We start from the raw sequence: 26,563 nt of genomic DNA on the forward strand, positions 1-26,563 counted from the left end.
AGCGTGCACGGGACCCCCTTGTCCGCGGTCTGACCGTGGCCGGTAGCGGGCGTGGACAAGGGGAAACGTGGCGGTGGTCGGGGCGGTAGCGGACCTGGACAAGGGGTCATGGTCGGGCCGACCACGGTGGACAAGGGGATCGGGTTTGGCCCTTGCAGTCCGGTTCGCCCCATCCGGTGGAGCAGGAGAAAGCTCTGGCCTCTGTCCACAGGGCGACCGTCCGAACCTGCTGGGAGTCGTCGTGATCCCCGCGGCGACCGACAGTTGAGGAGACCTCCATGCCGTACCTGATCCCGTCCCGTACGCCGCTGACGCCCGGGCAGGTGGAGCGGGGCTTCGACTACCTCCAGGCGCTGCAGATGGGCAGCGTCGCCCCCGTCGCCGGGCGGGCGGAAGCGGACCCGGAGCTGGCGCTCGTCCTGCTGCGGCTGGCCGAGGACATCGTCTGGCCCGTCACGGCCGTGGACGGGGAGGCCGACCCGTGTGCGGACTCCTTAGCGCTGGACGAGGTCGGGTGCGTTCTGCTGTCCGCGCTGCGGGACTGGGCGCGGAACTCCCCCAGCACGGCGGTGCTGGGCATCTCCCGCAGCATCATCCGGTTCGCGGTGAACGTCATCCCGGACCCCGACCACGCGGACACCGCCGACACCCTGGAGACGATGCGCGATGAGCGCCTGGTGGTAGCTCACGCGGTTCGCTCCGCACCCGGTGCGCACCGGTAGCCGCACCACTGAGGGGATGGGTGCGCAGGGCGGCGGATACTTCTTTGCCCTGCCCGGCGTCCGCGACCACTCCGACTGGCTCGGCCGCGCCCTCCTCCAGGGCTGACCCCAGGGTCGAGGTGGGCCACAAGTCGAGGGTTGGGGGGAGCCCGGGGCGCCGGCCGTCAGCCGGTCCAGGCGCCCTGCCGGGCGGCGGCCCGCGCGTAGTCGGCGAAGTCCCGGGGAGCCCGGCCCAGCGAGCGCCGCACGCCGTCACCGAGGGAGGCGAGAGAGCCGGAGCGGACATGCTCGTACAGGCCGACCGACAACCGCACCCACTCCTCGGGCACGCCCTGGGCGCGCTGCTCGTCGGCGTACGCCTCCGGGGTCAGCGGCACGTAACGGATGTCGCGGCCGACGGCCCGGGCAATGTCCAACACCGCGTCGCCGAAGGTCATCAGCCTGGGGCCGTCGAGCTCGGTAGCACCGTCCGGCGTGGCCGTCCTCCGTGAGGGCGGCCACCGCCGGTTCCGCGATGTACTCGGCGTCGATGAACGCCTCTTGCACGCACCCCTTCAACTCCCGCCTTGAAACTGGTGCTTGAGGAGCACACCGGACTGCTCCATCAGGCTGTCGTGAGAGCCGGCCGGTGAGCGGCTCCGTCGCGGCCTGGTACGCGGAACGGATTCGCGCAGGTAAAGCGCGCGTGACGAAAACGTTGACGGACCCATGGCCCCCGCTTATCTTCTGACCGAATTCACGAACCACGTTCGAAATTACGGACAGGGACGGTCCCGCATGCCAAAGATGTCAGAGCAGCCCCCCGCCAGACGCCACAGATCCCTGATCCTGTGCGTGCTCGCCGTACTGATCGCCATGGTGTCGGCGACGACCCCGGCCACCGCCGCCGAGGGCCGCCCGTACACCAACCCGATCAAGTCGCAGAAGGGCGCCGACCCCTGGCTCGAGTACTACAACGGCAACTACTACCTGGTCACCACGTCCTTCACCGGTGTGCTGACCATGCGGAAGTCGCCGACCCTGGCCGGACTCTCCACCGCCGCCAGCGTCCAGATCTGGAGCGACACCACCCCGACCCGTAACACCAACATCTGGGCACCCGAGATCCACTTCTTCGACGGCCACTGGTACCTGTACTACTCCGCGGCGCAGAGCGGTGTCGCCTGCTGCGACTCCCAGCGCACCCACGTCCTGGAGAGCGCGGGCACCGACCCCATGGGCCCGTACACCTACAAGAACCAGCTCAGCGGCTCCAACCTCAGCTCCGGCGGCTGGCTCATCGACGCCACCGTCCTGCAGAACAACAACAAGCTGTACCTGATCGGCAGCGGCTACATCAACGGCAGTCCGCAGAGCCTGGTCATCGCGCCGATGAGCAACCCGTACACGCTGGCCAGCAGCACCTTCACCGTCATCTCCAGCCCCACCGCGAGCTGGGAGACCTCGGGGGCCGCGGTCAACGAGGGACCCGAGCCGCTCTACCACAACGGCCGCACCTTCCTCACCTTCTCCGCCAGCTACTGCATGACCCCGGACTACAAGCTGGGCCAGCTGGAACTGACCGGTACCGACCCGCTGAACCCCGCTTCCTGGACGAAGAAGTCCACGCCGGTCTTCCAGCGCAATGACGCGAACGGTGTCTACGGCCCCGGCCACAACGGCTTCTTCTCCTCGCCGGACGGCACCGAGAACTGGATCGTCTACCACGCCAACAACTCCGCGAGCAGCGGCTGCGGCAACGAACGTACGACGCGGGCGCAGAAGTTCACCTGGAACGCGGACGGCACGCCGAACTTCGGCACCCCGGTCGCGCTCGGCACCACGCTGCCCGGTCCGTCGGGCGAGACGGCGACGACCCCGACCGCGTACACCCTGGTGAACCGCAACAGCGGCAAGTGCCTGGACGTCGAGGGCGGCAGCACCTTGGACGGCGCCAACATCTTCCAGTGGAGCTGCCACGGCGGCGCCAACCAGAAGTGGCGCGTCGAGGACCTCGGCGACGACACCAGCCGGCTGGTCAACGTCGCGACCGGCAAGGTCGCGGACACCGCGAACTGCACCACGACCGACGGCACGGACATCGCGCAGTGGTCCTGGCTGAACAACAACTGCCAGAAGTGGCGTCTGGTCTACACGGACACCGGCGACTACGTGCGCATCGTCAACGAGAACAGCGGCAAGGTCGCCGACGTGGCCAACTGCGGCACCGCCGACGGGACCGACGTACGGCTGTGGACCTGGCTGAACAACAACTGCCAGCAGTGGCGCCTCGTCCCCACGACCTGACCTCCCTGCGCACCCCGTGATCTTTGCGGACCGCTTCATCCGTTCTACAAGCGGGGGGGCGTCCGACTCGGCCGGCGTCTCGCTCCTCCTCGGCCTGTTGCGAGGGGCAGCGGTGGCGGTCCCCTTTCCGTCCGGTGCCCCCTCTCCGCGTACGGGGCACCGGACGGAACGGCCCGTCATCCATGCGCCTGCGGGCAGCTGCTGCCGACGATGAGGGCCAAGGCATACCGGCTCCTCGAGGCCATCATGAGAAGGCCCCGAACCTACCGGCCGAGCCGGGCTGCCGCCTTGCCCACAGCCGCCGGGCGGGGTTCCGGCGATCGAACAGGATGATCAGGGTGCCGGAATCAGCCTCACGCGTCGTCGCTTGGCGGCCCGTCGGCGGCGGCGCGCAGCCAGACGCGGCTGCCGCACGCGGGGAGGTCGGCGCGGGCCTGCTCGGTGCCGGTGCTGCTGGTGTTCCAGCGGGCGTCCATGGTCAGGCCGTCGAACATCACCAGCCTGCTGACGCCGTTCTGCCGCGTGACGTCGATCCAGGCGGAGGAGTCCCGCAGCATCGCCAGCCCGCTTCTGGCGACGTCCTGCTGCTCTCATGTGTCCAGCAGCCATGAAGCCCGTTGTTCGTCGACGCCTCCACGCCATCCTGCGAGTGCCCTGCTGGTGCTGATCCCGTCATGCTGGTTCCTCCCGACTACGTCGCCCCGAGCAGCGCCACTCCAGGGTATGCCTGACCGATAGGAAAAAGGCATTTTCGCTCTTTTGGGGCGCCTGTCGAGGCTCGGTTCAGCGATCTTCCAACGGGCGGGAACGCGTCGTGCGGGGCGGCAACACCCACCATGACGGTCAGCGGCATGCCGCGCATGAACACGATCAGGTGGCGCTTGCGGCCGTTGATCAGTTTGCCGTTATCTCGGTGCCGGGATAACGGCAAAAAGATCAACGGCAGGAAAAGACACCTCATCTGCGACAACAGGGGCCTGGTGCTACTGGTCATGGTCACCAACGCAGGCGTCCACGACAGCGTCATCGCCAAGGAACTGCTGTTCCGCCACGCCCTCACGCACCCCGAGATTGCCATCGTCTGGGCAGATTCCGCCTACGTCGGCAAGCTGCTGATCTGGGCCAAGACCTACCTCGACATCACCATCAAGACAGTGAAGCGCCCTCCCGGCACGAAGGGCTTCATCGTCCTGCCGCGCCGTTGGGTGGTCGAACGGTCGTGGTCGTGGATCATGCGAGCCCGCCGCCACTGCCGCGACCACGAACGACTCCCCGAAATGAGCGAATCCCTGATCACGTGGGTGGCGATAACCCTGATGAGCCGGCGCCTCACCCGCCGCAAGACCCAGCCCGCCGCCCGCCGAGACGTCAGCCCGTACTACCTGCCGCAGGCGGCCTGACCAGCCGGTGACGAGGTAGACAGCGGTCCTCACGCTGGAAAAGCAACGCTGAAAACCCTCAGTGACGGACTCGCCAAACCTCGCACCGGCGTCATCCCGAGGCGCACGAATGGGTGCCGTTCTCTGCCAGCGGTGCGAGGGGAACGTCGGCCGGGTACCAGTCGAGGTTGTGGAGGAGCTTGGCGCGCAGCGGGGCTGCCTTGGGGTGGGCGAGTTCGTTGAAGATGGTCAGGGCTTGGTTCCAGGCTTCGTGGGCGGCGGTGGGGCTGGCGGCGGTGTGTTGGGTGTCGCCGAGGTCGGCGAGGCTGGTGGCTTCGTGGTAGCGGTCGCCGGCTTCGCGGAACAGGTCTATGGCTTGGCGGTAGCAGTCGAGGGCTTGTCCGTACTGGCGTACAAGGCGCCCCACGAGACGCCTCAAGTACCTTGCCGCAGCCCGCCTTGCGACGCGTTGACCTGCGCGTATGAGGCCGGCACGGAAGGCCCCGGGTGCCGACTACTTCTGTACGACACCTTCTTAGGCCGACGCCGGAAGTTCTTGACGCTGTTGTCCCGTACTGCGAGATCGGGCCCGCGTCCACAGGGCCACGGCTGTGATCTGCCGCTTCTACTGCTGTGACTTTGATCGATGGTTGGCCAGCGGCTGCGAGATGCTCCCAGGTCAGCGGGGTGTGTTGATTTCTGGTTGGCCCCGAAGTTAAGCGCTAGCTGGCCGCTGCTCAGCAGCAACCGTGGCCAGCAGGGGGCCTGAAGCCTGGCCCCGCAGACAGCGGAGGAACCCGGCCCTTCGTACGCGGACCGCCGGGACAGCAGGAAGGAAACGGCCATGGAGCCGATCGAGATCGAGGCGAACACCTTGATCCAGAAGTCGAAGACCCCGTCGAACGACTACGTCATCAACCCCTACACCGGCTGCGTGCTGGGCTGTGCCTACTGCTTCGCCAGCTTCGCCGGGCCAGTTCGGCCGGTCCGTCAAGGAGTGGGGCGACTACCTGTACGTGAAGAAGAACGCGGTCGAACTCGCCCGCAAGGAGCTGGCGAAGATGCCGCAGGACAAGCGGCGGGGCACGATGCTGCTCAGCTCGGTCACCGACCCCTACCAGGGCCACGAGACGAAGTACCGGCTCACCCGCGGCATCCTGCGCGAACTGAAAGCGGTCGAGTACCCGGGCCTGGTGCGCATCCTGACCAAGTCGCCCGTCGTCACCGGCGACATCGACCTGCTCACCAGCCTGCCCCGCGCCGAGGTCGGCATGACCGTGACCACCACGGACGACAAAGTCAGCCGCTGGCTGGAGGTCCGCGCCCCGCTCGCCTCCCGCCGCCTGCGCACCCTGGCCGAACTGAACGAGGCCGGCATCCCCACCTACGCCTTCGTCGGCCCGCTCCTGCCCCACTTCGCCACCCATCCCGAGCGTCTGGACGACCTTTTCGCGCAGCTCGTCGAAGCGGGAGTCAGTGAGGTGTTCATGGAGCACATCAACCTCAAGCGGTACATCCGCGAGCGGATGGACGAGGTACTTGCCGACGAGCCCGAGGACGCCCGCGCGGCATACCTCCAGGCGCGGACGAAGGAGCACCGCGAACACCTCGACGCGATCGTGGCGGAGCTGCTCGACAAGCACGGGCTGCGGCTGCGCTTCGAGGAGGTCGTCCACCACGACGACAACGACACCCTGCGGCAGAGGCTCGCATCCTCGGTGTGACCATGGCCATGACTGTGTTCGGGGGCCGTTCCAGACGTACCTCAGGCCGTGACGACGGACTCGGGATCCGGCACCGCCATGGCCCACGCCCCCATGGCCTCCAGGACCTTGCGCAGCTCCTCACCGAGACGGGGCAGTGCGTACTCGACGCGCGGCGGGATCTCCGCATACGGCCAAGAGGTGGTGTCCGTCCCGGACAGGCGCAGCAGATCGAACGCGACGAAGTGGGCCGGCCACTCCTGCGCCGCCCCGGCACCACGCTGGGCGAGCCGGTTCTGCAGCCGCTCGAATGCGAGGCGGCCCGCGGCGTCCCATACGACCAGCTCGCCGTTTATGTGAGCTACCACGCGTGTCTCATCAACAGCCCTCATCCGCCCGCAAATCTCGGTGGCACGGCCGGGGTCGGTATCCGCAGGGCCCAGCCGCCCTCTTCACTCGACCTGTCAAGGCAAATAGACCCCATGAATCGAGTCACTCAGTCCGGCACTCGAACGCGTCTGTCAGTTGCGACATCGGGGCTGGTCTGGCAATTTTCTTCGAGGCCCTAGACAGATCGCGGACTAGTGCCTGTTAATACATCCGATGTTGCTCCGCTGAACACAGCAGTGTTCAAGGCCTGTCATGGCAGCGTGTGCTGTCCTGCGAACTGCCAGGAGAAGGCCTTGTCAGAGTCGATCACCCGCCGACGGGGCGCTCGTCGGCATGGCGGTTACTCACGGCGGGCTTCGCCGTCGCGTCCGGGGCCCGGTATCGAATGGAAGACCTGCTGCCCAGCGCGCCGTATCGCTTGTGCCGGGCGCCTCACTCAGGGGGTTCAGTTCACCTGGCGGGACGGCTCAGCCAGCAGTTCACGCTGCGGAGCGTCACCTCCTGAGCCCCCCAGCCCCCTCCACCCGCACGTTTCCACGAAGAAGGCGCGCATGTCCCCCGCGGAAGAGCCGCACGTCCCCACCCAGCAAAGAAGGACCGCACATGCACACCTCCCGAAGACTCTCCGCCAGACTCACGGCCACGGCATCCACCACCGGTCTGGCCGCCGCCGGACTCGCCCTCGTCCCGGCGGAAAACGCCTCGGCCGCGGGCGCGCCGCAGGGCGGCCACGTCTACACCCTGACGGCGGCCAACAGCGGCAAGTACGTGGCCGTGCTGGGGGACTCCCTGGCCGACGGCGCGGCGGTCGTGCAGAAGACCGCTTCCGGCGGCCCCGGCCAGCTGTGGGAGGCGGTCGACCACGGCGACGGCACCTTCTCGCTGGTCAACATCAACAGCGGCAAGTGCATGGACATCCAGAACGGCTCCATGAACGCGGGGGCCGCGATCATCCAGGGGACCTGCACCGGCGCCAACAGCCAGCGCTGGACCTTCAGCGGCTCGGCGATCGTCTCCCCCCGCAGCGGCCTGTGCCTGGACGTCTCCGACAACTCCACCACGGAGGACCACCGGATCATCCAGTACACCTGCAAGACCACGGCCAACGCCAACCAGCAGTGGAGCCTGACCGAGCGCCTGCGCTCGGCGACCTGGGGCCCGGCCATGGTCAGAGGCGGCCAGACCTTCACCGAGCAGACCATCCGGATGGTCGTCCACAACAACACCTCCGGCGCGGGGCTGCGCATCCGGCTGTCCAACCTGCGCAGCACGACCGCCCTCTCGGTCGGTGCCGTCACGGTGGCGGTCCAGTCCAGCGGCGCCACCGCGGCCGCGGGCACCACACACGCCGTCACCTTCGGCCGGTCGGCCACGCCGACCATCCCCGCGGGGCAGGAACTGACCAGCGACGTCATCCCGATGCCGGTCGTCGCGGAGCAGAACCTGCTGGTGAGCGTCTACCTCCCGGGCACCACCGGCGCCTCGACCTACCACTACGCCGCCTACCAGACCTCCTATCTGTCCGCCGCGGGCACCGGCAACCACGCGGCCGAGGAGGCCGCGACGAACTTCACCGCCACCACGAACCACTGGTTCTACGTCGCGGGACTCGACGTCGTGTCACCCACGGCCAAGGGAACCGTCGTGGCCTTCGGCGACTCCATCACCGAAGGCTCCAGCGGCACCGACAACGCCAACCAGCGCTGGCCCGACTACCTCGCCCGGCGGCTGCAGGCCGAGTCCGGCGGTCAGCGCCTCGGCGTGGTCAACGCGGGCATCGGCGGCAACCGGGTGGTCACCGACAGCCCGTCCGCGCAGCAGGGCATCGCGGCCGTGACCCGGTTCTCCCACGACGTCCTGACCCAGCCGGGCGTGAAGAACGCCATCGTGCTGGAGGGCATCAACGACATCAACAACACCGCCACCCCCACCCCCGCCGACCGGATCATCGCCGGCTACCAGACCATGATCAACCAGGCGCACCAGGCCGGTGTCCGAATCATCGGTGGGACCATCCTGCCGAACTCCACGCAGACCGCCGCCAAGGCCGCCATCCGCGCCCAGGTCAACGACTGGATCCGCACCAGCGGCGCCTTCGACGCGGTGATCGACTTCGACGCGGCACTCCGGGACCCGGCCAACCCGGCGCAGCTGCTCCCCGCCTACGACAGCGGCGACCATCTGCACCCCAACAGCGCGGGCATGCAGGCCATCGCCAACGCCGTGGACCTCGCGCTGCTCACCTCCTGAGCGGTGCCCACCTCCCGGACGGCGTGGTTCCGTCCGGTGCCCCCTCTTCCCGTACGGGGCACCGGACGGAACGGCCCGTCATCCGTGCGCCTGCGGGCAACTGCTGCCGACGATGACGGCCAAGGCATACCGGCTCCTCAAGGCCATCATGGAGCCCGCCGTGGACGGCGAGCTGATCACACGCACACCCTTGCCGCCTCAAGGTGCCGGTAGGAAAAGGCGGCTGAGCAGCGGTGCCACGGTCACCCAAGTCGACGCGCCGGCCAACGCCGTCGGGATGGAGTGGCGTCTCATGGTCTGCCTCGGCGCCTACGGTCCGATGAAGAGGCGTACCCGGATGTTCGCACTTCGGGCGGAGCCCTTCCCCGCGAGGCAATCCGGGAGTCGGTGTTCGTTCGCCGTGATCGTCACCTCCGCGAGCCTCTCCGAAAACGCCGTAGGGATAGAGATGCGGCCGTGCCCCCTGCTGGGGGTGCTCTGACTGCATCGCTCTGCTGTCCTTTGGGCACGGATCTTCTTGTGCACGGACGCGTCACCGGTCGCCGAGGAGGGCGGGAAGGGTGAGGAGTCACTGCAGGTGAGGTGCGACGGCTGCGCCCTAGGCCCTGTCTGGAATTCGAATCACGAGTGTGGTGCGATGCTGCGGAGCCAGAGCATCGCACCACACAGGTGCAGTCCGGCCTCGTAGCTCTCCGGGGTCTTGTCGTACCGGGTAGCGATACCGCGCCAGTTCCGCAGCCGGTTGATGCACCGTTCCACGGTGTTGCGCTCTTTGTAGAGTGTCGCGTCGTGCGAGACTGGCCGCCCGCCGGCCCTGCCACGCTTCTTGCGGTTCGCAGCCTGGTCGGCCTTCTCCGGGATCACGGCTCGGATCCCGCGTTGTCGCAGGTAGCGGCGGTTGCGTCGGGACGAGTACGCCTTGTCCGCGGCCACTGCATCCGGCCGGGTCCGCGGGCGCCCGACCGGGCCGCGCACTTTCACCCGTTCCAGGACCGGGGCGAACTGCGGACTGTCGCCGGCCTGCCCGGGCGTGAGGACGAACGCAAGCGGGCGACAGCGTCGGTCGTCCGCCACATGGATCTTGCTCGTCAGTCCGCCCCGGGAACGCCCCAGCTCGGCGGCTTTCAAGCGGGCCCGGTGTCGTCGGTGGACCCGTCGCCGCTCGACGCGCGCCTCGTCCTCGGCCTGTCCGTCCTGCGTTCTTTGCTCCTTGTCCTCGCCCCCTTTTCGGCCTCGACGGCCATTTCCAAGGCCGCCAACTGCTCGGGGTCCAGGGCCATCCCGGCGGCGTGGTGGTGGGCCCGGGCGGTCGCAGAGTCCACGCTGACCAGGCCCAGATCAGCCTGGCCGCGGGCAGCGGCCTCGGCGATCACTGTGTGCATCAGGTCCTGGAAGACGCCACGCGTCGCCCAGATCCGGAAGCGGTCGTACGCGCTCTGCCAGGGCCCGAACTCGGTCGGCAGGTCACGCCAGGGGCTACCGGTCCGGAACCGCCACATCACCGCGTTGAAATGTTTCCGCAGGTCGGGGATGGGCCCAACCGCGGCAATCGGGAGATGGGGCTCGATCAGGGCCCACTGCTCATCGGTGAGATCGCCTCGCGCCATGACTGACGGCCTATCAAGACCGAGCCCCCGCGCGCAGGCGATCTACCGAACTCCTGATCCGAGCTCCAGACAGGACCTAACGCGCAACAGGCCGCGCCGCGTACGCGAGACCGTAGAGGACTTGCCCGAGCACTCCCGCGACTTCGACTGGCAGGCCTGCTCCGACCTCCTGTTCCAGGACCACGACGTCCTGATGCTGTTCGACGATTCCCTCGACGGCATCGAGGACAGCGACAGCCAGGTCAACCAGGCGCTCGGCATGGTCAATCTCGCGGCGCAGGACTGGTTCGACCCCTTCGACCCTGAGCAGGCCCGCGACCCCAACCGCGGCTTCCGCCACCAGTGAGCTCCACTGCCTTCCGGTACGCCCTGCGGCTTCGGTCGTTAATCGGTCATGACTACTGATCAGACCGTTGTTGTCCTGGCTTTCGAGCAGGTGGAACGCGTCGACCGGCTGCTCGATGCGGGCGCCGGCCTCGGTGCCCCGGATGCTGGCGAGACCCGGAAACTGCTGTCCGTGTGCTGGGCTCTCGCCGAGCCTGGGAACCTGGTCCTATCTTCGGTCCGGTGCTGTCCGTGATGCCGTACGACGACCCGGAGGAACTGGTCGGCCTCGCCAACGACTCCGAGTACGGGCTCGCCGCCGCGATCTGGTCCCGGGACATCGGCACCGCCAACCGGCTGGCCCGGCAGGTCAAGGCCGGCACGGTATGGATCAACATGATGCAGGGCCTGGACGCCGCGGCGGCCTGGGGTGGCATGAAGTCCTCCGGCGTCGGCCGCGAGATGGGCTGGGAAGCCATCGAGGCCTACACGGAGGTCAAGAGCATCTGGACCAGCCTGGCCTGACCGTGCGTGCGGTCGCCGGGCGAGAGATGCCCGTGGGGGCCCGGCGACCGGCGTGCACGAAGTGCACAGGAATACGGCGTCATCGGCACAGACGCCTCGCTTCGTCGCTGACAGCCTGCTCTCCAAGGCACACCGGAGTCGACGCGTCGCCCGACGGCGTCGGAGCGAGGAGGCACCCCGCATGGCCATCGATTTCACCCTCACGGCCGAGCAGCGGCAACTCAGGGAATCCGCCCGGGACTTCGCCCACAAGGTCCTCGCCGAGGTCGGCCCCGCCACCCGGCATCTGAGCAGCCCCGAGGAGCGCTGGAAGGCGACCCGGCCGATCTACGAACAGGTGGTCGCCGAGGGCTGGCTGCGCAGGATCCTCCCGGCGACGGCCGGCGGCGAAGGCCAGGGCATGGTCGACTTCGCCTTGATCGCCGAGGAGTTCATCGCGGTCGACGTGAACGTGTCACTCACGCTGTTCGCGGTCACCCTTGGCCTCACCCCGCTCATGGCAGCCGGGAGCCCCGAGCAGCTGGGGGACCACTTCGGCCGGTTCCTCGAACCCTCAGGAGCACCCCTCGCCGCCTTCGCGTTCAGTGAACCGGGCGGCAGCGCCAACTACGACGCCCCGGCGCCGGCCGAAGGGGTCCGTACGACGGCAGTGCTGGACGGCGACGAGTGGGTCATCAATGGCTCGAAGAAGTGGGTGTCGAGCGCCGGCGGCTGGGACGGCACAGGCCCGGATCTGATGGCCGTGGTGTGCCGTACGAGCACGGTCGCGCCGCCCGATGAGGCGCTCTCGGTGATCCTGGTACCCGGCCCCGTCGAGGGACTCACGGTCGACACCAGCCTCGACCTGCTCGGCCACCGGGCCCACCAGACTCCGGCGATCACCTTGCGCGATGTCCGCGTGCCGCGGGGCAACATCCTCGGCGGTCCCGGTGCCGGCCGGCAGATCGTGGCCGGCAGCTTCATCCCGACCGCCGCGCTGGTCGGCGTCTTCGCCCTGGCCAAGATGCGGGCGGCGTTCGAGTTCGCGCTCGACTTCGCCAAGCGGGAACGGCGTGCGGGAGCGGTGCCGATCATCGACCACCAGGCCGTCGGCTATGCCCTGGCGGATGCCAAGTCGGCGATGGAAGCGGTGCGTTACCTGTCCTGGAAGGCGTGCCACGCCCTCGACACGGAGAGCCCGGCCGCGGCGGAACTGGCCCTGCACGCCAAGATCTTCGGCTCGGAGACGGCGGTACGGGTCATCACCGACCTGATGCGCGTGGTCGGCATCGACAGCTACAGCCACGAGAACCCGCTCGCCGAGATCCTCCAGGACGCCCTGGTCTACCCGCTGTTCGACGGCGGCAACCTCGGCGTTCGCCGCCGCCAACTGCACGCCATGCTCAGCGATCCGACGTACGACCCGTCGTCGACCTACCTCGGCACGGCCCCGTAGCCGTCCTGCTGTTCGCGCATCTCCCTGGGCGAGATCCCGAACTCCCGCCGGAACGTCCGGCTGAACGAGGCCGGGTCGGTGTACCCGTGCCGGGCCGCGATATCGGTGATCGTGGCGGTCTCGCGAGGGTCCCTGAGCAGCCGCGCGCAGCGGTTCAGTCGCAATGACCGGACCGTGCCCGCGAAGGACCGCTCCTCGCCCTCGAACAGCCGGTGGAGCAGGCGCGGGGAGATGGCGAACCTGCGGCACACGGTCGCGACGGACAGCGAAGGGTCACCGAGGTTGGCGGCCACGAACCGCAGGATCGCGGTGCGGGTTCCCGCGTGCACGTCATGCGGGTCCTGATCGTCATGCGCGGTTCTCGCGCCGAGCGTCGCGGCCACCACTGACAGGAAGGACTGCTCAAGCTCGGCGAGCACCGGCGTCGGGGTGGAGCCGTCCAGGTCGTCCAGCTGCCACAGTGACGCCATCAGCGCCGTCACCACGCTGCCCACCCCGGTGCTTCCGTCGATGCTCCGGCCGAGGCCGGCAGCCCTGTGCGCCTCGGGCAGCCGCGTGCTCAACTGCGGGCGGGGCAGCCGGAACGACAGCATCCGCCACTCGGCGTCGAAGTCGAGGTAGTACGGCTCAGTCGTGTCGAGCACGGTGAACTGGCCCGGGCCCACGACCGACTCGGCCGCGCCCTGGCGCACCGCGCAGCGCCCGGCGAGCTGAAGGTTCACGAAGTAGAACTCACCCTGCGACCGGCTGACCTCACGCGGCCCGTGCGAGGTCAGTTGCGGCTGGGACCGGATCCGGGCCCGGTTGATCTCCCCGAGCGGCCGGGTCTCCACCTGCCCCGCGAACCCCGGGTCGGGGCTCGTCCTCGTGGGCGACAGCGGAACGAACGCCTCACAGATGACCTCGCGCCAGAAGCCGAACTGCTCGTGAGCAGGCCGCCCGGTGATGTCCCACACCGCCATACCGCCGCTCCCTCCACCGCTCGCGGGTGGCGGCGTCGGCTGCCGTACCCGCGACCCTCAGGATGCCGCACGACCGTCACGGGGGAGCGCGGGTCGGGTAAACCCTCGTTTCCACCTCGCTCACGGGCGTCGTCGCCCATCGGTGAGCCTGTCCGGCAGTCATGCCTGCCACGACAGGACTGCGCGCCGGGGCGTCAGCGCGTCGCGGCACCGTCCGTGCCCCGGGCACCGGTCCGGCGACCCGCAGCCGTGCGGATTTCGGCCGCGCTCTGCCCGAACTCCGCGCGCGCAGGGTGCGGCTGAGATGGGTGGCGTCGAGGAGGCCCCAGCGGGCGGCGATCACGGAGACGCTGCGATCGGCCAGAGCCGGGTCGGCCAGGTCGCGCCGGATCCGTTCCAGCCGACGGCCGCGGATCCAGGAAGCGAGCGTCACGCCGCGCTGCTGGAGGACCTTGTGCAGGTAGCGCACCGAGACGTGGTGGGCGCGTGCCACCGACTCGGGCGAGAGGCGGGGATCGGAGAGGCGGCCGAGGCAGTAGGTGAGGATGCGCTCGGCGAGGTCGTCGGCGGGGCGGACGGAGACCGGCTGTTCCGCCAGGGCCGACAGCACCACGGAGACCAGCGCGTCGGCCAGATGCGGACCTCCGCTACCGGTGCACGCGTCCAGATCGCTCGCCGCGTCCCGCAGCAGCGCGGCCGCCAGCCGCCTGCCGCGACGTGCTCCAGCCGGGCGGTCGCCGTGGTGTCCGGGGCCCGGTCCTCCTCGTCGAGTACGGCGAAGGGGGCAGGTGTTCTGCTCACCCGACCCGTCTCTTCTCGCAGGGGCGCGGTTACTGCTGACGCAGATCCTTGACGCGGCGGAGTTTGCCCAGCGAGCGTTCCAGGGTCTCCGGGTCGACGATCGCCACGTCGACGGTGACGCCCACGCCGTCCTTGACGCTCTGCCCGATTGCCTTGGCGGCGGTCTCCCGCAGCTCGGTCCTCGTCCCAGGGCGGGCTTCGACGCGGACGGTCATGTGGTCCATCCGGCCGCGTCGGGTCAGCTGTACCTGGAAGTGCGGGGCGACGCCGGGCGTGCGCAGCACGATCTCCTCGATCTGGCTGGGGAACACGTTCACCCCGCGCAGGATGATCATGTCGTCGCAGCGGCCGGTGATCTTCTGGATGCGGCGGAAGGCGGGGCGTGCGGTCCCGGGCAGCAGGCGGGTCAGGTCGCGAGTGCGGTAGCGGATGATCGGCAGGGCTTCCTTGGTGAGGGAGGTGAAGACCACTTCGCCCTCCTCGCCCTCGGCCAGCACGTCGTCCGTGATCGGATCGACCACCTCTGGGTTCCGGTGGACGTAACGGGACGCGTCCTTGCGGCCCTCTCCCGGATGCGGCACCACCCCGGCGATCTCCCCCGGCGAGAGGTGGACGAGGAGACGCACTACCTCGGGTTGCTGCTGCTGTCCGTGTGCAAAGAAGGCAGGCAGTTGGCGGACATGCTGGCCGACCAGTGCCGCAGGCCGGCAGCCCGTGCCTGACCCGGAGACGGACGTCTTCGACGTGCCGGACCACGCCGACGGAGGATGGCAGTGCACGGACCTGGTGGACCTGCGGCCCGGTCCGATCGGCGCGGTAGCCGTCGCGGTGACAAGGGCCATCCCGGCGGCGTGGTGGTGGGCCCGGGCGGTCGCAGAGTCCACGCTGACCAGGCCCAGATCAGCCTGGCCGCGGGCAGCGGCCTCGGCGATCACTGTGTGCATCAGGTCCTGGAAGACGCCACGCGTCGCCCAGATCCGGAAGCGGTCGTACGCGCTCTGCCAGGGCCCGAACTCGGTCGGCAGGTCACGCCAGGGGCTACCGGTCCGGAACCGCCACATCACCGCGTTGAAATGTTTCCGCAGGTCGGGGATGGGCCCAACCGCGGCAATCGGGAGATGGGGCTCGATCAGGGCCCACTGCTCATCGGTGAGATCGCCTCGCGCCATGACTGACGGCCTATCAAGACCGAGCCCCCGCGCGCAGGCGATCTACCGAACTCCTGATCCGAGCTCCAGACAGGACCTAGCGGACGAAGACGGGGATGCGTTCCAGCGGGGCATGCGCGTCGAGTGTGGTACCGCCCTCGACCACGTGTCCGGTGGCCGGGTCGAGCCAGCGCGCCCCAGACGGCAGATACACACCGCAGGTCCGCGCGCCCGCCTCGTAGACGGGCGCCACCAGACCATCGGGTTCGAGCAGAAACTGGTCGTCCGCGTCCCAGGCGCGCTGGTGGACAGCCGCGTCAGGTATGGGCGCAGGCGCTCGCGCACCAGCAGGTGGTCCCGGAGGATGCCGTACGCCACTTTCCCGTACGACCAGACCTCGTTCGGGCCGCCGGTCGCCTCCGTGCAGAAGTCCTGGTCGTGCGGCAGGCGGTTGCCATGTAGCCGCATGAGGGGGCTGAAGGTGCCGTACTGGAACCAACGAATCAGCACCTCGCGGTACCCCGGATCGTCCGGGCCACCGCCGGCGAAGCCGCCGATGTCGGTGTTCCACCAGGGGATACCGCTCATGGCGACGTTCAGCCCGGCCCTGATCTGGCGGGCGAGGGAGCCGAAGGTGGGCGGGATGTCGCCGGACCACAGCGCGGCCCCGTACCTCTGGCTACCCGCGCATGCGGACCGGACCAGGGACAGCGGTCGGTCGTCGCCCGACGCGCGCAGCCCGTCGGCCACCGCGCGGCGGTGCAGCAGGGGGTAGAGGTTCGCGGCCTCGGCTGCCGGCCCGGCCGCGTAGACGGCGCGTTCGGCGGCCTCCGGGCTCAGGTCGGGTTCGCAGGCGTCCAGCCAGAAGTTGCCCACGCCCAGCGAACGACCGGGTCAGCGGTCGGTCACCGTGCGGCGAAGCGGATCGCGGTGGGCAGCGGCGTGTCGAGACCGCCGGACGTGACGTGGACGCCCTCCGGTCCCGATTCCGCCTTGACGGGTTGGCCGTCCAGGCGTTCTGCCGTATCCGGATCCAGCAGGCCCGGACGCGCCTTCAGCACGATATGCCCGCCGGCCCCGTCAGGAACGTCGGCCACGAAGGCGTAGACGTGGCGCTCGTCGCGGGTCCAACGCACCCAGGGGCCGCCGTCCTGCGGGTCGGCGGAACCTGGTTCCAGTGGCCTGGTGGCGTGCACGGCCTCGGAGTGGCAGGCCATCCATGACGCCATGCCCTCCAGAACGGCGCGTTGCTCCTGCGGGAGGGTGCCGTCGGCCTTCGGACCGACGTTGAGCAGCAGGTTCCCGCCGCGTGAGACGACGTCGACCAGCAGGCGGACGGCGCCTGCCGGATCCAGCATGTGCTCGGGGCCTTCCACTTGGTTGTAGCCGAAGGAGAATCCGATTCCCCGGGTGTTCTCCCAGCAGGCTGCACCCTCGTTGGCCCGGTCCAGCTCGTACTCGCTGGTGAGGTAGTCGGCGTGGGCGCTGTCCCAGCGGTCGTTCACCACGCCTTCCGGCACGGTGGCGTAGTAGTGCGAGAACAACGCCGGCAGTTCGGCCCGGCCCGCTCGGGGCCAGCCCATGTCGTTCCACAGCACCGCGGGGTGATACCGCTCGATCAGGTCGAGGACCTGCCGGTGCGCGTAGGCGGCGTAGGCGGCCTCATGGGGCCTCCCATCGTCCATCCGGTCCTCGTGGAGAACGGGGTCCCGGCGTCCGGCGTACCAGTCGATGCCGCCGGAGTAGTACACGCCGAACCGCAGGTCGCGGGCCCGGATGGCGTCGGCGAGGTCGGCGATCAGGTCGCGGCGTGGACCGCGGTGGAGGGTGTTGCGGGTGCCGGTGCCCGGTGCGTCCCACAGGGCTATCCCATCGTGGTGCTTGGTCGTGGGGACGACGTAGCGCGCACCCGCCCGGGCGAACAGCTCCACCCAGTCCGCGGGGTCGAAGAGCTCGGCCTTCCAGGCGTCGAGGAACTCGTCGTAGGGGCGTCCGCCGTGCATGGTGCGATGGTGTTCCTGGGCGGGGCTGCCCTCGATCTGGATGGTGTTCCAGTACCACTCGGCGTACGGGTTGTGCTTGAACCACACATCGGGGTCGCCGTCGCCGAGTGCGCCGATGGGCTCGGCCCAGGCCGGCACCGAGTACGCGCCCCAGTGGATGAAGACGCCGAATTTGGCGTCGGTGAACCACTCAGGGACCAGCCGACCGCTCAGAGGGAACTCGTTCATGCTTGAAACTCCGATACATCGGATTTGTTAGGCGAGGAACCGTGAACACTGGGGGCGAGGAGGCGCCGGATGCGGCGACCTGGGACATCGACAGGTTGGAGGTATTGCGGGTGTGTGCGAACCTCTCGGCGCTTCCCGTTCAGCAAGCAGTCCTCGACAGCGCCTGGGAGGCCCTATTGCCGAGGAGTCCTCGGGCGGGCCGGCCCGCCCGAGGGAGGGGGTTTTCCTGGTGAGCCGGTGACGGTCAGGAGAGTTTGATCAGCGTGTAGTCGTCGCAGTATCCGGCGGAGGTGCCGGAGTTCTTGTAGCAGTAGACGGTGGCGGAGGTGTTGCCGCTTCCCGTGGTGAGGAAGATCGGCTGCTGGGCGTAGGCGGTACCGGTGGTATTCGAGAAGCTTTCGGTGCCGCCGAAGTTCTTCACGCCGACGGCGACCTGCTCGCTGCCGCCTGCGGCCTTGGCCCAGCCGGTCAGCAGGTAGGTGGCGCTGGACGACAGACCGCCGGTGGCCTGGTCCACGCCGCTGCTGGAGGCTCCGGTCTGCAGGGAGTGAGTGCCGGTGCGGGCGTTCGAGGTGACCACGGAGGATCCGCTGCCGCTGAGGGTCCACGGGCTGAGCGAGCCGGATTCGAAGCCGGCGTTCGTCAGGAGGTTTGCAGGGGTGGACACGCGTTCCACCGCGATGTCGTCGCAGTTCCCTGCAGCGGTGCCGCCGGAGTTCTTCCAGCAGTACAGCGTGGCCGTGGTGTTGGTGGAGCCGGTGGTGAACAGAACGGCGGCCTCGGAGTACGAGGTTGTGGCGACGTTGGTGAAGGTCTCGGTGCCGCCGTAGTTCTTGACGCCGATGGCGAGAGTCTCCCCGGCGTTGGCCACCTTGGCCCAGCCGGTGAGCAGGTAGGTGGTGTTGGGGGCCAGCCCGGTCAGGTTCTGGTTGGCGCCGCTGCCGGAGGCTCCGGTCTGCAGGGAGTGAGTGCCGGTGCGGGCGTTCGAGGTGACCACGGAGGATCCGCTGCCGCTGAGGGTCCACGGGCTGAGCGAGCCCGTCTCGAAGCCGGCGTTGGCCACGAGGTTGCCGCCGGTGCCGTTGTAGGCGCCGATGTTGGGCGCGGCCGTGGCGGAGACCGGGTTGCCGAAGGCGTCCTGGCCGCCGTTGTTGCTGATGACCGCCCCTGCCCGGACTACGGGGGAAGAGGGGTGGACCTGGTAGGCGTCCATTCCCGCGTACGGGGAGTTGGTGTTCGCGTTGCCCGGGTTGCGGAACTCGGGGTCGGTGACGACCTTCGCGGCGTCTGCGGGCTCGGAGGAGGGGTGCCGGCCGTAGAAGAGGTTGTTCGAGTAGACGGAGCCTGCGCCGGTGGCGAGGTAGCCGCCCGAGCCGTAGTTGAAGACCGCGTTGTTCTCGAAGGACCAGGCCCCGGAGACGCTGGTCCTGCCGCGGCCACCCGTGATCCACGTGCCCAGGCCGTCCCTGACGTAGAACGTGTTGTTGTAGAACAGCGGGGCCATGCCGCTGCTGCCGCTCTTGTTCGGGATGTTGCCGGGCATGTCGATGAGGGAGTCGGTGTGGTTGGAGGTACCGGACTCCGGGCAACCCGAGTTGGAGCCGTCGTTCTCGCTGACGTTGTAGCGCACCACCGTGCCGTCGCTGGGCACGGTCGCGGTGGGCTCGTTGGGGCTGGAGGAGGAGGCCGGCATCAACAGCAGGAAGCCACCGAGGTTCTGGTGGCTGTAGTTGTACTGGATCGTGGTGTTGTGGTTGCCCCAGTCGACGTCGTACGCCTGGCCGTCCTGGAAGTTGGCGTGGCAGTACACCTCGTTGCCCTGGATCACGCTGTCCTGACTGCCTGCCACCCAGATGCCCGCGGACGCTCGGTTGCAGATCTGGCCCGAGGGCGGGCAGGTGCTCTTCAGCCCGCCGTGGCCGGCCTTGTTGTTCTCGATGAGGGCGCCACTGCCCTTGACCACGAGGACGTCGTCGGCGCCGTCGTAGGTCATCGTGTTGCCGCGGATGACCGTGCCCGTGGTCAGGCCGGTGCCCTGGCCGCCCCCGTCCGGGGTGACGGCGACGGCGATGCGGTCGACGTGGTCGAAGGTGTTGTTCTCGACGACGACGTCGTCGAAGGTGGAGACGGGGGTGGTGTGGTCGGTCTGGACGCCGACGCCGGCGTTGGTGGAGTACCAGCCGCCCGGCCAGCCGCTGATGTTGTGGATGTACATGTCGTGCACCCGGATGTGGTGCAGGATCCCGCCGGAGCTGTTCTCGGCGAAGACGCCGGAGCGGTAGTCCGGGGAGGCCGCGGGGTTGGTGAGTTCCAGGCCGCCGATCTCCCAGTACTGCTGGTTGAGGAGGTGGATGACGGGGCCGGTGGCGCCGTTCGCGTTGATGACCGGCTTGGCGCCGGTGCCGTAGGCGCCCATGGTGACGGGGCTGCCGGAGGTGCCCGAGCCCTGGGGGGTGAGCTGGCCGGTGCAGGTGGTGCCGGCGGCGAAGAGGATGCTGTCGCCCGCGCCGAAGGTGGTGTTGTTGACGCTGGTGACGGAGTTCCAGGGGCTGGCCTGGGTGCCGTTGCCGTTGGAGGCGGCCGAGCAGTTCACGTAGTACGTGGTGCCTGCGGCCATGGCGGCCTGGGCGGGCAGCACGAGGACGCCCGCCAGGGTGGCGAGCAGGGTGAGGACGCGGGATGCCCGGCGTATCGGGCGGTTTGCTCTGCGACGCTTCATTGCGACGCTCCTTGCTGGGTGACGGTGTCCTCCGCGCCGCGGGCTGCGACGCGGATCTTCCTACGCCGGGCGGGCACCGAAGCGGCCCGCCCGGAATCCGTGGCGACGCTCAGGTTGCTGACAGTGATGTCGGGAGGGACGTGGCGAGGACGGAGGCGTGGCGCATGCCAGGCGGTGGCGCGAAGGGGGCGGGCTCCCAGTCCACGCCGTCCTTGCTGCGGACCGCCCCGTACCTCCCCTCCAGGAAATGGTCGAAGATCATGACCCACTCGTCTCCGCGGCGGAAGAGACACGGTCCTTCCACGAGTGAGGGGGTGACCGGCCCCGTGGGGGCGGAGTACGGACCGCCGGGGGTGTCGAACGTGGTCACATTGATGTCCTTGTGGGCGGTGGCGGGGTCGTTGGTGCCGCGTTCGTCCTTGAAGGCCATGAGGAATCCGCCCTCGGCCAGCTCGTGCACGGTGGCGTCGATGACCGAGTGACCCGGGTCGAAGAAGACCGCCGGGTCCGAGAACGTCCTGAAGTCCTCGGTGGTGCAGTGCCAGATGCGGTGGTCCTGGCTGACGTACTCGAAGTTGCGACCCTCGGCCGTGCTGCCCGCCTCGACGACCGACGACCAGATGAGGTGGTACAGCCCCGTTGCGCGGTCCAGGAAGAACTCCGGAGCCCAGGCGTTGTGAGCCCCCTGCACACCGGCCATGACCGGGATGAGTCGCTGCTCCGACCAGGTGCGGAGGTCCGTCGAGGTGGCGTGGACGATGGAGGGGCTCGTCCAGCCGTCGGTGGCCAGCAGATGGAACAGGCCGTCGGGGCCCACCCCGATGAACGGGTCCCGCAGCCGGCCGGTGCCGACCGTGCCCCGCAGAACGGGCCGGCCGCCGTTCACCGTCCTGAACTCCTCGCCATCGTGGCTGTAGGCCAGGTGCAGGGCCTCGTCGGCGCTGGTGAAGTAGGAGACCACGTACATCGGTGGGAGGGTCCTTCCGGAACGTCGGAGCGAAGGTGGTTCACGACTTGACCGCGCCGGCGGACATGCCGGCGACCACCTGGCGCTGCAAGAAGACGAAGATGACCAGCAGCGGAAGCACTCCGAGCAGGGCGGCCGGGAACAGGGTGGTCGGCTGCACGGTGTGCGGGTCGATGAAGGAGTAGGCGTTCACCATGACCGTCCGCTTGCCGGGGTCCTGCAGGAACACCAGCGGAACGAGCAGGTCGTTCCAGATCTGCAGGGAGATGAACGTCAGCAGGGTGCTGGTGACCGGCCGGAGCAGCGGCAGGATGATCGTGAAGAACGTGCGCAGGGCGCCGCAGCCGTCGAGCGCGGCCGCCTCCTCCAGGTCGCCCGGGATCGAGCGGATGAAGCTGGTGTAGAAGAACACCGCGACCGGGAGGTTCAGGGCCGTGTAGATGAACACCACGCCCGCGTAGGTGTCCAGCAGGTTGAGGTCGCGCATCAGCAGGTACAGCGGCGCTACGACGACGAACACAGGAACGGACGTACCGAGGATGAACAGCCGGTACACGGTGGTGGACCAGTGCTGGGTGATCCGGGCCAGCGGATAGGCGGCGAGCGAGCCGATCATGGTGATGGCCACGCATGACAGTCCGGTGATGAGCAGGGTGTTGAGGGTGCTGGGGCCGTAGTGGATCTGGCTGAACGCGTCCGCGAAGTTCTTCAGGGTCAGCGAGTGCGGGATGCCGAGCGGGGAGCGGGCCACGTCCGCCGCGGTGCGCAGCGAGGTCACGACCGTGAAGAGGAACGGCAGGACGAACAGGACGGTGCCCAGGCACAGCAGGACGGTGCCGAGGCCGCCGGTCAGGCGGCGCAGCGTGATGCGCGGCGGTCCGGACGGTGTCCTACGGGGGCGAGGTGATGGCCGGTCCGAGCTCCTGCGGGCGTGCGCGGGGGGCCGGGGTCCGGTCGGGGGCGCGGAGATGTTGGAAGTCATGGTGGCGATCCGTCAGTTCCTGGGGGCGACCCCGTCAGATACGGCGCTCGCGGAGGCGGAGCAGGGAGGAGGTGGCGCTGGACAGGACGACCACGGTCACGAGGAGCACGACTGACAGCGCGACGCCGTAGGCGAACTTCCCGCCGCCGAAGACGTTGCGGTACACGAGCAGGGTCAGCGTGTCCGTGGCGTCGGCCGGGCCGCCGTTGGTCAGCACGAGGGGGAACTCGAAGACCTTCAGGGAGCCGATGAGGCTGAGCGTCACGTTGACGGTGAGTGCGGGAGCGAGCAGCGGCCACTCGATGCTGACGAAGCGGCGCCAGCCGCGCGCGCCGTCCAGGGCGGCCGCCTCCAGCAGTTCGGCAGGCATGCTCATATAACTGGCGAGGAAGATCGCGCAGGAGTAGCCGGTGAACATCCAGATGTTGACGGCGGCCACCGCGTACAGCGCGGTGGAGGTGTCGCCGAGCCACACATGGGTGATGCTGTGCAGGCCCACCAGGTTGAGGAGCGCGTTGATGCCGCCGCTCGGGGCGAGCAGGTACGACCAGATGAAGGCGGCCATCACCGGGGAGATCAGCGTCGGCGTGAGCAGCACGACGCTGAGCCCCTTGCGGACCTTGGGGCGGCGGAACAGCATGCTCGCGAAGAGCAGCCCGAGACCGTTCTGCGCGACCACGACGACCGCCGCGTACAGCACGGTGTGCCACAGGGCCGCCGTGACCTTCGGGTCGTCGGCCATGGCACGGTAGTTGTCCGTGCCGACGAAGTCGGCGATCGGTCCGCCGAGGCTGTCGGTCATGCTCAGATAGATGCCGCGGGCCAGCGGATACAGCATGAACACGCCGTACACGGTGATCGCCGGGAGCAGGAAAGCGGCCATGGTGGCGCGCCGGCGGTGAAACACGGGGGTCCTCCTCTTGCCCGGGTGGGCCGTGGCGGGGGCGTCAGGAGCCGCCTACCGCCCCTCACCACGGCCGGCTTCGGGATGGGTTACTTGGCGGACGCCGCGGCCTGGATGTCCTTCAGGGTCTGAGCGGCGGACGCCTTGCCCAGCAGGTACGCCTGGATCTTGGAGCCGGTCGCGGTCTCGGCCGCGCTGCCGTACCAGGTGTTGGACGGCATGATCCGGTAACGGCCTTCCGTGAAGGCCGTGGTGAAGGCCGTCGTCTCGGGGCTCTCCGGGGTCGTGCCACCGGTGAACGGCGACTCCGCGTGCTCGGCCTCGAGATACTTGGCCAGGTTCTGGCTCTGCGACCAGAACTTCACGTATTCGCGTGCCGCGTCGGCCTGCTGGGACTGGGAGTTGACCGCCCACATCGTGCCGGAGAAGACCATGCCGTTGGGCTTGGTGCCGGCGGCGCCGCCCGGCCACGGTGCGAAGGAGACCGGGAAGCCGGCCTTCTTGACGTTGGAGACCTGCCACGCGCCTTGGTACCAGAAGGCGCTCTTGCCGGCGCTGAAGTCCTGCGGGCCCTGGGACCAGTCGTCGACGCCGAGTTCGTTCTTCCAGTTGACGTACCCCTTGTCCTCAAGGGTCTTCAACTGCTGCAGCGGCGCCTTCCAGTCCGGGTCGAAGCCGGTCTTGCCGCCGAGGAAGTCGGCGTCCCACTGCTTGTTCTTCTGGTAGACGAGGGTCGAGCCGCTCGCCTGGAAGACGGACTCGCCGGTCCAGCCGGACTTGTCGGGCAGTGCGATGGGGTTGATGCCGGCCTTCTTGACCTTGGCGAGGTCGTTCAGGAACGTCGGCCAGTCGGCGGGCACTTCGGTGATGCCGGCCTTCTTCAGCAGGTCCATGTTGGCGTACAGGCCGATGCCGATCAGCTCCATCGGCATGGCGAGCGTCTTGCCGTCCGCCTGCGTGAACTGCTTGGCGTCCGGTGCTATACGGCTCGCCCAGGCCTCCTTGGACAGGTCGGCGAGGTAGCCGGAGGCACCCCACTTCCCCATCTTGTCCGTGTCGGCCATGATGACGTCGCCGGCTTTGCCGCCCAGCAGTTCGGTCTGGAGCTTCTGCGTGTAGGTGTCGCCGGCCGTGATGTACTCGAAGTCGACCTTGATCTTCGGGTGGGTCTTCTCGAACGCCTTGTTGATCTCCGCGACGTTCGCCGGCTCCGCGCCGCCGCCCTTCCACGCCTGCACGTGGATGGTCACTTTGCCGTCCTTGGATGCGCCGGACGACCCGCCTCCGCACGCGGCCAGCGACATCGCCAGGGCGGCGACCGTGGTGGCGACCGCGAGAGATCTCCCGGAATGCTTCATTGCACACCTCACTCATCGTCGGTGAAGAACCGACTCGTCATGATCAGAAGGATGGGGACCGGTCAGCCTGCTTCCGTGTGGGTGCAGTTTTGACATGTCCGCAAAGGGCCGGTCGACCCGGAATGCGGCGAACGGTACTCGCCGATGGCCGGGACTGTAACGCAAAACTTGGATGACATCTATACGTAACTTTCCGTGCTCGACCTGATGGTCCAAATCGCCGGTCTGCCAGGCGTGCAGGCTGGGTTTTGTTGACGATCAGCCAGCCTTATCGTTACAGTAGCCAGACTCGGGAAGCGGGTTGGGAGCCCGACAGCGGTCGGCGGACAGAGGGGGGCAAGGGGTGGCAGGGCGGGTGACCATCGCGCAGGTGGCTGAGGAGGCCGGCGTCTCCGCGATGACGGTGTCCAACGTCATGAACGGCAAGCCGGGGGCCTCCGAGGACACCCGGCGCCGCGTCCTGGAGGTGGCCGGCCGGCTCGGATACCGGCCGAATGTCGCGGCCCGCAACCTCAAGGGCGGACGCAGCGGGCTCGTCGGACTGATAGCGCTGGACCTGACCAGCCAGTACGGGCTGGAGATCCTGCGCGGCGTCGCCGACGAGCTGGCCAGTGCCGAACAGGAGCTGCTCGTCAACGCCACCTACCACGACGCGGTGCGGGAGAAGGACCGGATCGAGTTCCTGGGACGTGGCCTCGTCGACGGGATGCTCATGATCGCGCCGGTCCTGGAGGACGAGACGGTCGCGCTGCTGCGTCGGCAGACCGTGCCCTGCGTCATCATCGACCCGCGGCGCATGGACGTACCGCTGCCCCGTCTCAGCGTCGACAACTACCACGGCATGCGCCTGGGCACCCAGCACCTGATCGACCTGGGGCACACCCGGATCGCCTACCTCCGCGGCCTGGACGAACTCGAGAGCACGTCCATCCGCTTCCAGGGCTTCCAGGACGCGATGCGGCTCGCCGGGCTGGACGTCGACGAACGGCTCGTCGACTCGTGCGACTTCTCCTATGCCAGCGGCTTCCGCGCCGCCATGCGCCTGATCGCCGATCACCAGCCGACGGCGATCGTCGCCGGCGCCGATCTGCTGGCGCTCGGCGCCGTCGACGCCGCACGGGCGCGCGGCCTCAGCGTGCCCGCCGACCTCTCGGTCGTCGGCTTCGACGACCTCCCACAGGCGGCGCAGAGCTTCCCCGGCCTGACCACCGTGCGTCAGCCGCTGCACGACATGGGCCAGAAGGCCGCCCGCGCGCTGCTGTCCCTCATCGACGGGCAGAGGCTACTCATGGAGCACATGGAGGTGGGCACCGAACTCGTGGTGCGCAACTCCACCGCCCCCCCCGGCGGCGGCACGGCGTGACCCTGCGATGCCGCACCGGCTCGCCGCGAACCAGGCAGGGCGTGAGGGCGGCGCCTGAAGGGCGTCCGCGAACGGGTGACGGCACTCCGCTCCAAACTGTCACCCGGCCGTGGCATCGGGAACGAAGGGCTCGTCCGGGCTCGTGGGCGAAGGGCGCCCCACGCGTAGGAAGTTGCCGCGCCGGCCCCAGGTGCGGCCCTTGGGCGGACGGCCGGTCACGGCCGCTTCGTCTTCGAAGCAGATGAACGCACCGGTCGCCGCCCGGAGGATTCACCTCCTGCCAGGTCACATCCCGCCATGCGGTGATCGCGTCTTCGTCGCGTTCGGTGGCGGGCCGGGCGGGCATCTGCGCCTCTCGTTTACGAGGGTGCGCCGCCCGAGACACTCTGGGTGTGAGACACCCATACAGGTCACATAACGCCGTCCAGCGCGGTCGCGTCCGGCAGATGCACGACCCCGGCCACGACCTCCGGAAAGTGGCTGGAGAACCGGTGGCGGGCCGTCGAC

At 68.8% G+C, this 26,563-nt stretch carries 24 protein-coding genes and 2 pseudogenes; 10 read left to right on the forward strand and 16 right to left on the reverse strand.

The window, feature by feature from the left end:
* Positions 1 to 278: 278 nt before the first annotated feature.
* Positions 279 to 722, forward strand: coding sequence for a hypothetical protein (locus QFZ76_RS22590; protein ID WP_307675451.1), 444 nt, complete (start codon positions 279 to 281; stop codon positions 720 to 722).
* 164 nt (positions 723 to 886) lie between these two features.
* Here the strand turns inward: QFZ76_RS22590 and QFZ76_RS22595 are convergent, their stop codons facing one another.
* Positions 887 to 1,159 (reverse strand): hypothetical protein, encoded by a 273-nt coding sequence (locus QFZ76_RS22595; protein WP_307675452.1) that lies wholly within the window; start codon positions 1,157 to 1,159, stop codon positions 887 to 889.
* 418 nt (positions 1,160 to 1,577) lie between these two features.
* On the opposite strand from QFZ76_RS22595, the gene QFZ76_RS22600 reads away from it, so the two are divergent.
* Entirely contained in the window at positions 1,578 to 3,008 is a 1,431-nt protein-coding gene (locus QFZ76_RS22600; RefSeq protein WP_373464532.1) for a family 43 glycosylhydrolase, read from the forward strand.
* A gap of 353 nt (positions 3,009 to 3,361) precedes the next feature.
* On the opposite strand, the gene QFZ76_RS22605 is transcribed toward QFZ76_RS22600, so the two are convergent.
* Positions 3,362 to 3,565 (reverse strand): hypothetical protein, encoded by a 204-nt coding sequence (locus QFZ76_RS22605; RefSeq protein ID WP_373464334.1) that lies wholly within the window; start codon positions 3,563 to 3,565, stop codon positions 3,362 to 3,364.
* A 351-nt stretch (positions 3,566 to 3,916) separates the two neighbouring features.
* Here QFZ76_RS22605 and QFZ76_RS22610 point away from each other — a divergent pair.
* Positions 3,917 to 4,384: pseudogene (locus QFZ76_RS22610) on the forward strand (transposase); the annotation flags it as partial.
* Between the two features lie 115 nt (positions 4,385 to 4,499).
* Here QFZ76_RS22610 and QFZ76_RS22615 read toward each other — a convergent pair.
* A complete protein-coding gene (locus QFZ76_RS22615; protein ID WP_307675454.1) occupies positions 4,500 to 4,814 on the reverse strand; it encodes a tetratricopeptide repeat protein in 315 nt (104 codons plus the stop codon).
* Between the two features lie 517 nt (positions 4,815 to 5,331).
* Here QFZ76_RS22615 and QFZ76_RS22620 point away from each other — a divergent pair.
* On the forward strand, positions 5,332 to 6,111 hold the full coding sequence (locus tag QFZ76_RS22620) for a radical SAM protein (protein WP_307675455.1): 780 nt from the start codon (positions 5,332 to 5,334) through the stop codon (positions 6,109 to 6,111).
* A 41-nt stretch (positions 6,112 to 6,152) separates the two neighbouring features.
* On the opposite strand, the gene QFZ76_RS22625 is transcribed toward QFZ76_RS22620, so the two are convergent.
* The gene (locus QFZ76_RS22625; RefSeq protein ID WP_307675456.1) at positions 6,153 to 6,458 is read right to left on the reverse strand and encodes a winged helix-turn-helix transcriptional regulator; all 306 of its coding nucleotides are present in this window, start codon (positions 6,456 to 6,458) and stop codon (positions 6,153 to 6,155) included.
* A 625-nt stretch (positions 6,459 to 7,083) separates the two neighbouring features.
* Between QFZ76_RS22625 and QFZ76_RS22630 the strand changes: the two genes are divergently transcribed.
* Together QFZ76_RS22630 and QFZ76_RS22635 are read left to right on the forward strand one after the other, a co-directional pair.
* Positions 7,084 to 8,730: a ricin-type beta-trefoil lectin domain protein gene (locus tag QFZ76_RS22630; protein ID WP_307675457.1), complete on the forward strand. Its 1,647-nt coding sequence runs from the start codon at positions 7,084 to 7,086 to the stop codon at positions 8,728 to 8,730.
* 112 nt (positions 8,731 to 8,842) lie between these two features.
* Entirely contained in the window at positions 8,843 to 9,211 is a 369-nt protein-coding gene (locus QFZ76_RS22635; protein ID WP_307675458.1) for a hypothetical protein, read from the forward strand.
* 140 nt (positions 9,212 to 9,351) lie between these two features.
* Here QFZ76_RS22635 and QFZ76_RS22640 read toward each other — a convergent pair.
* A protein-coding gene (locus QFZ76_RS22640) for an IS5 family transposase (RefSeq protein WP_373464335.1) occupies positions 9,352 to 10,337 on the reverse strand; the annotation gives its coding sequence in 2 pieces (ribosomal slippage) (positions 9,352 to 9,927 and positions 9,930 to 10,337; 984 coding nt in all).
* A gap of 121 nt (positions 10,338 to 10,458) precedes the next feature.
* On the opposite strand from QFZ76_RS22640, the gene QFZ76_RS22645 reads away from it, so the two are divergent.
* The 3 genes from QFZ76_RS22645 (at position 10,459) to QFZ76_RS22655 (ending at position 12,621) form a co-directional block, all read left to right on the forward strand.
* Positions 10,459 to 10,683, forward strand: a complete 225-nt coding sequence (locus QFZ76_RS22645; protein ID WP_307675459.1) for a hypothetical protein — start codon at positions 10,459 to 10,461, stop codon at positions 10,681 to 10,683.
* A gap of 221 nt (positions 10,684 to 10,904) precedes the next feature.
* Entirely contained in the window at positions 10,905 to 11,186 is a 282-nt protein-coding gene (locus QFZ76_RS22650; RefSeq protein WP_307675460.1) for an aldehyde dehydrogenase family protein, read from the forward strand.
* Positions 11,187 to 11,367: 181 nt separating this feature from the next.
* Positions 11,368 to 12,621 (forward strand): acyl-CoA dehydrogenase family protein, encoded by a 1,254-nt coding sequence (locus QFZ76_RS22655; protein ID WP_307675461.1) that lies wholly within the window; start codon positions 11,368 to 11,370, stop codon positions 12,619 to 12,621.
* Here QFZ76_RS22655 and QFZ76_RS22660 read toward each other — a convergent pair.
* The 11 genes and pseudogenes from QFZ76_RS22660 to QFZ76_RS22705 form a co-directional block, all read right to left on the reverse strand.
* Positions 12,600 to 13,583, reverse strand: a complete 984-nt coding sequence (locus QFZ76_RS22660; RefSeq protein ID WP_307675462.1) for a helix-turn-helix domain-containing protein — start codon at positions 13,581 to 13,583, stop codon at positions 12,600 to 12,602. The genes QFZ76_RS22655 and QFZ76_RS22660 overlap by 22 nt on opposite strands.
* Before the next feature lie 76 nt (positions 13,584 to 13,659).
* Positions 13,660 to 14,196 carry a helix-turn-helix domain-containing protein gene (locus QFZ76_RS22665; RefSeq protein ID WP_307675463.1) on the reverse strand — a complete coding sequence of 179 codons (537 nt, stop codon included), beginning with the start codon at positions 14,194 to 14,196 and terminating at the stop codon, positions 13,660 to 13,662.
* Positions 14,197 to 14,413: 217 nt separating this feature from the next.
* Positions 14,414 to 15,553 carry an IS5 family transposase gene (locus QFZ76_RS22670; RefSeq protein WP_307675464.1) on the reverse strand — a complete coding sequence of 380 codons (1,140 nt, stop codon included), beginning with the start codon at positions 15,551 to 15,553 and terminating at the stop codon, positions 14,414 to 14,416.
* Positions 15,554 to 15,629: 76 nt separating this feature from the next.
* The gene (locus tag QFZ76_RS51800; RefSeq protein WP_373464533.1) at positions 15,630 to 15,785 is read right to left on the reverse strand and encodes a hypothetical protein; all 156 of its coding nucleotides are present in this window, start codon (positions 15,783 to 15,785) and stop codon (positions 15,630 to 15,632) included.
* 125 nt (positions 15,786 to 15,910) lie between these two features.
* Positions 15,911 to 16,408, reverse strand: a pseudogene (locus QFZ76_RS51805) (TIM-barrel domain-containing protein); the annotation flags it as partial.
* A gap of 29 nt (positions 16,409 to 16,437) precedes the next feature.
* Positions 16,438 to 17,763: an alpha-L-fucosidase gene (locus QFZ76_RS22680; protein WP_307675466.1), complete on the reverse strand. Its 1,326-nt coding sequence runs from the start codon at positions 17,761 to 17,763 to the stop codon at positions 16,438 to 16,440.
* Positions 17,764 to 18,007: 244 nt separating this feature from the next.
* On the reverse strand, positions 18,008 to 20,482 hold the full coding sequence (locus QFZ76_RS22685) for a carbohydrate binding domain-containing protein (protein WP_307675467.1): 2,475 nt from the start codon (positions 20,480 to 20,482) through the stop codon (positions 18,008 to 18,010).
* Positions 20,483 to 20,591: 109 nt separating this feature from the next.
* Positions 20,592 to 21,449 (reverse strand): glycoside hydrolase family 43 protein, encoded by an 858-nt coding sequence (locus QFZ76_RS22690; protein WP_307675468.1) that lies wholly within the window; start codon positions 21,447 to 21,449, stop codon positions 20,592 to 20,594.
* A 40-nt stretch (positions 21,450 to 21,489) separates the two neighbouring features.
* A complete protein-coding gene (locus QFZ76_RS22695) occupies positions 21,490 to 22,431 on the reverse strand; it encodes a carbohydrate ABC transporter permease (RefSeq protein WP_307675469.1) in 942 nt (313 codons plus the stop codon).
* Positions 22,432 to 22,465: 34 nt separating this feature from the next.
* Complete coding sequence (locus QFZ76_RS22700; RefSeq protein ID WP_307675470.1) at positions 22,466 to 23,338, reverse strand: carbohydrate ABC transporter permease; 873 nt, start codon at positions 23,336 to 23,338, stop codon at positions 22,466 to 22,468.
* Between the two features lie 86 nt (positions 23,339 to 23,424).
* On the reverse strand, positions 23,425 to 24,693 hold the full coding sequence (locus tag QFZ76_RS22705; protein ID WP_307675471.1) for an ABC transporter substrate-binding protein: 1,269 nt from the start codon (positions 24,691 to 24,693) through the stop codon (positions 23,425 to 23,427).
* A 355-nt stretch (positions 24,694 to 25,048) separates the two neighbouring features.
* Between QFZ76_RS22705 and QFZ76_RS22710 the strand changes: the two genes are divergently transcribed.
* Positions 25,049 to 26,056, forward strand: a complete 1,008-nt coding sequence (locus QFZ76_RS22710; RefSeq protein ID WP_307675472.1) for a LacI family DNA-binding transcriptional regulator — start codon at positions 25,049 to 25,051, stop codon at positions 26,054 to 26,056.
* Positions 26,057 to 26,563 lie beyond the last annotated feature (507 nt).

The organism is Streptomyces sp. V4I2, assembly GCF_030817655.1.
Lineage (GTDB): Bacteria > Actinomycetota > Actinomycetes > Streptomycetales > Streptomycetaceae > Streptomyces > Streptomyces plumbiresistens.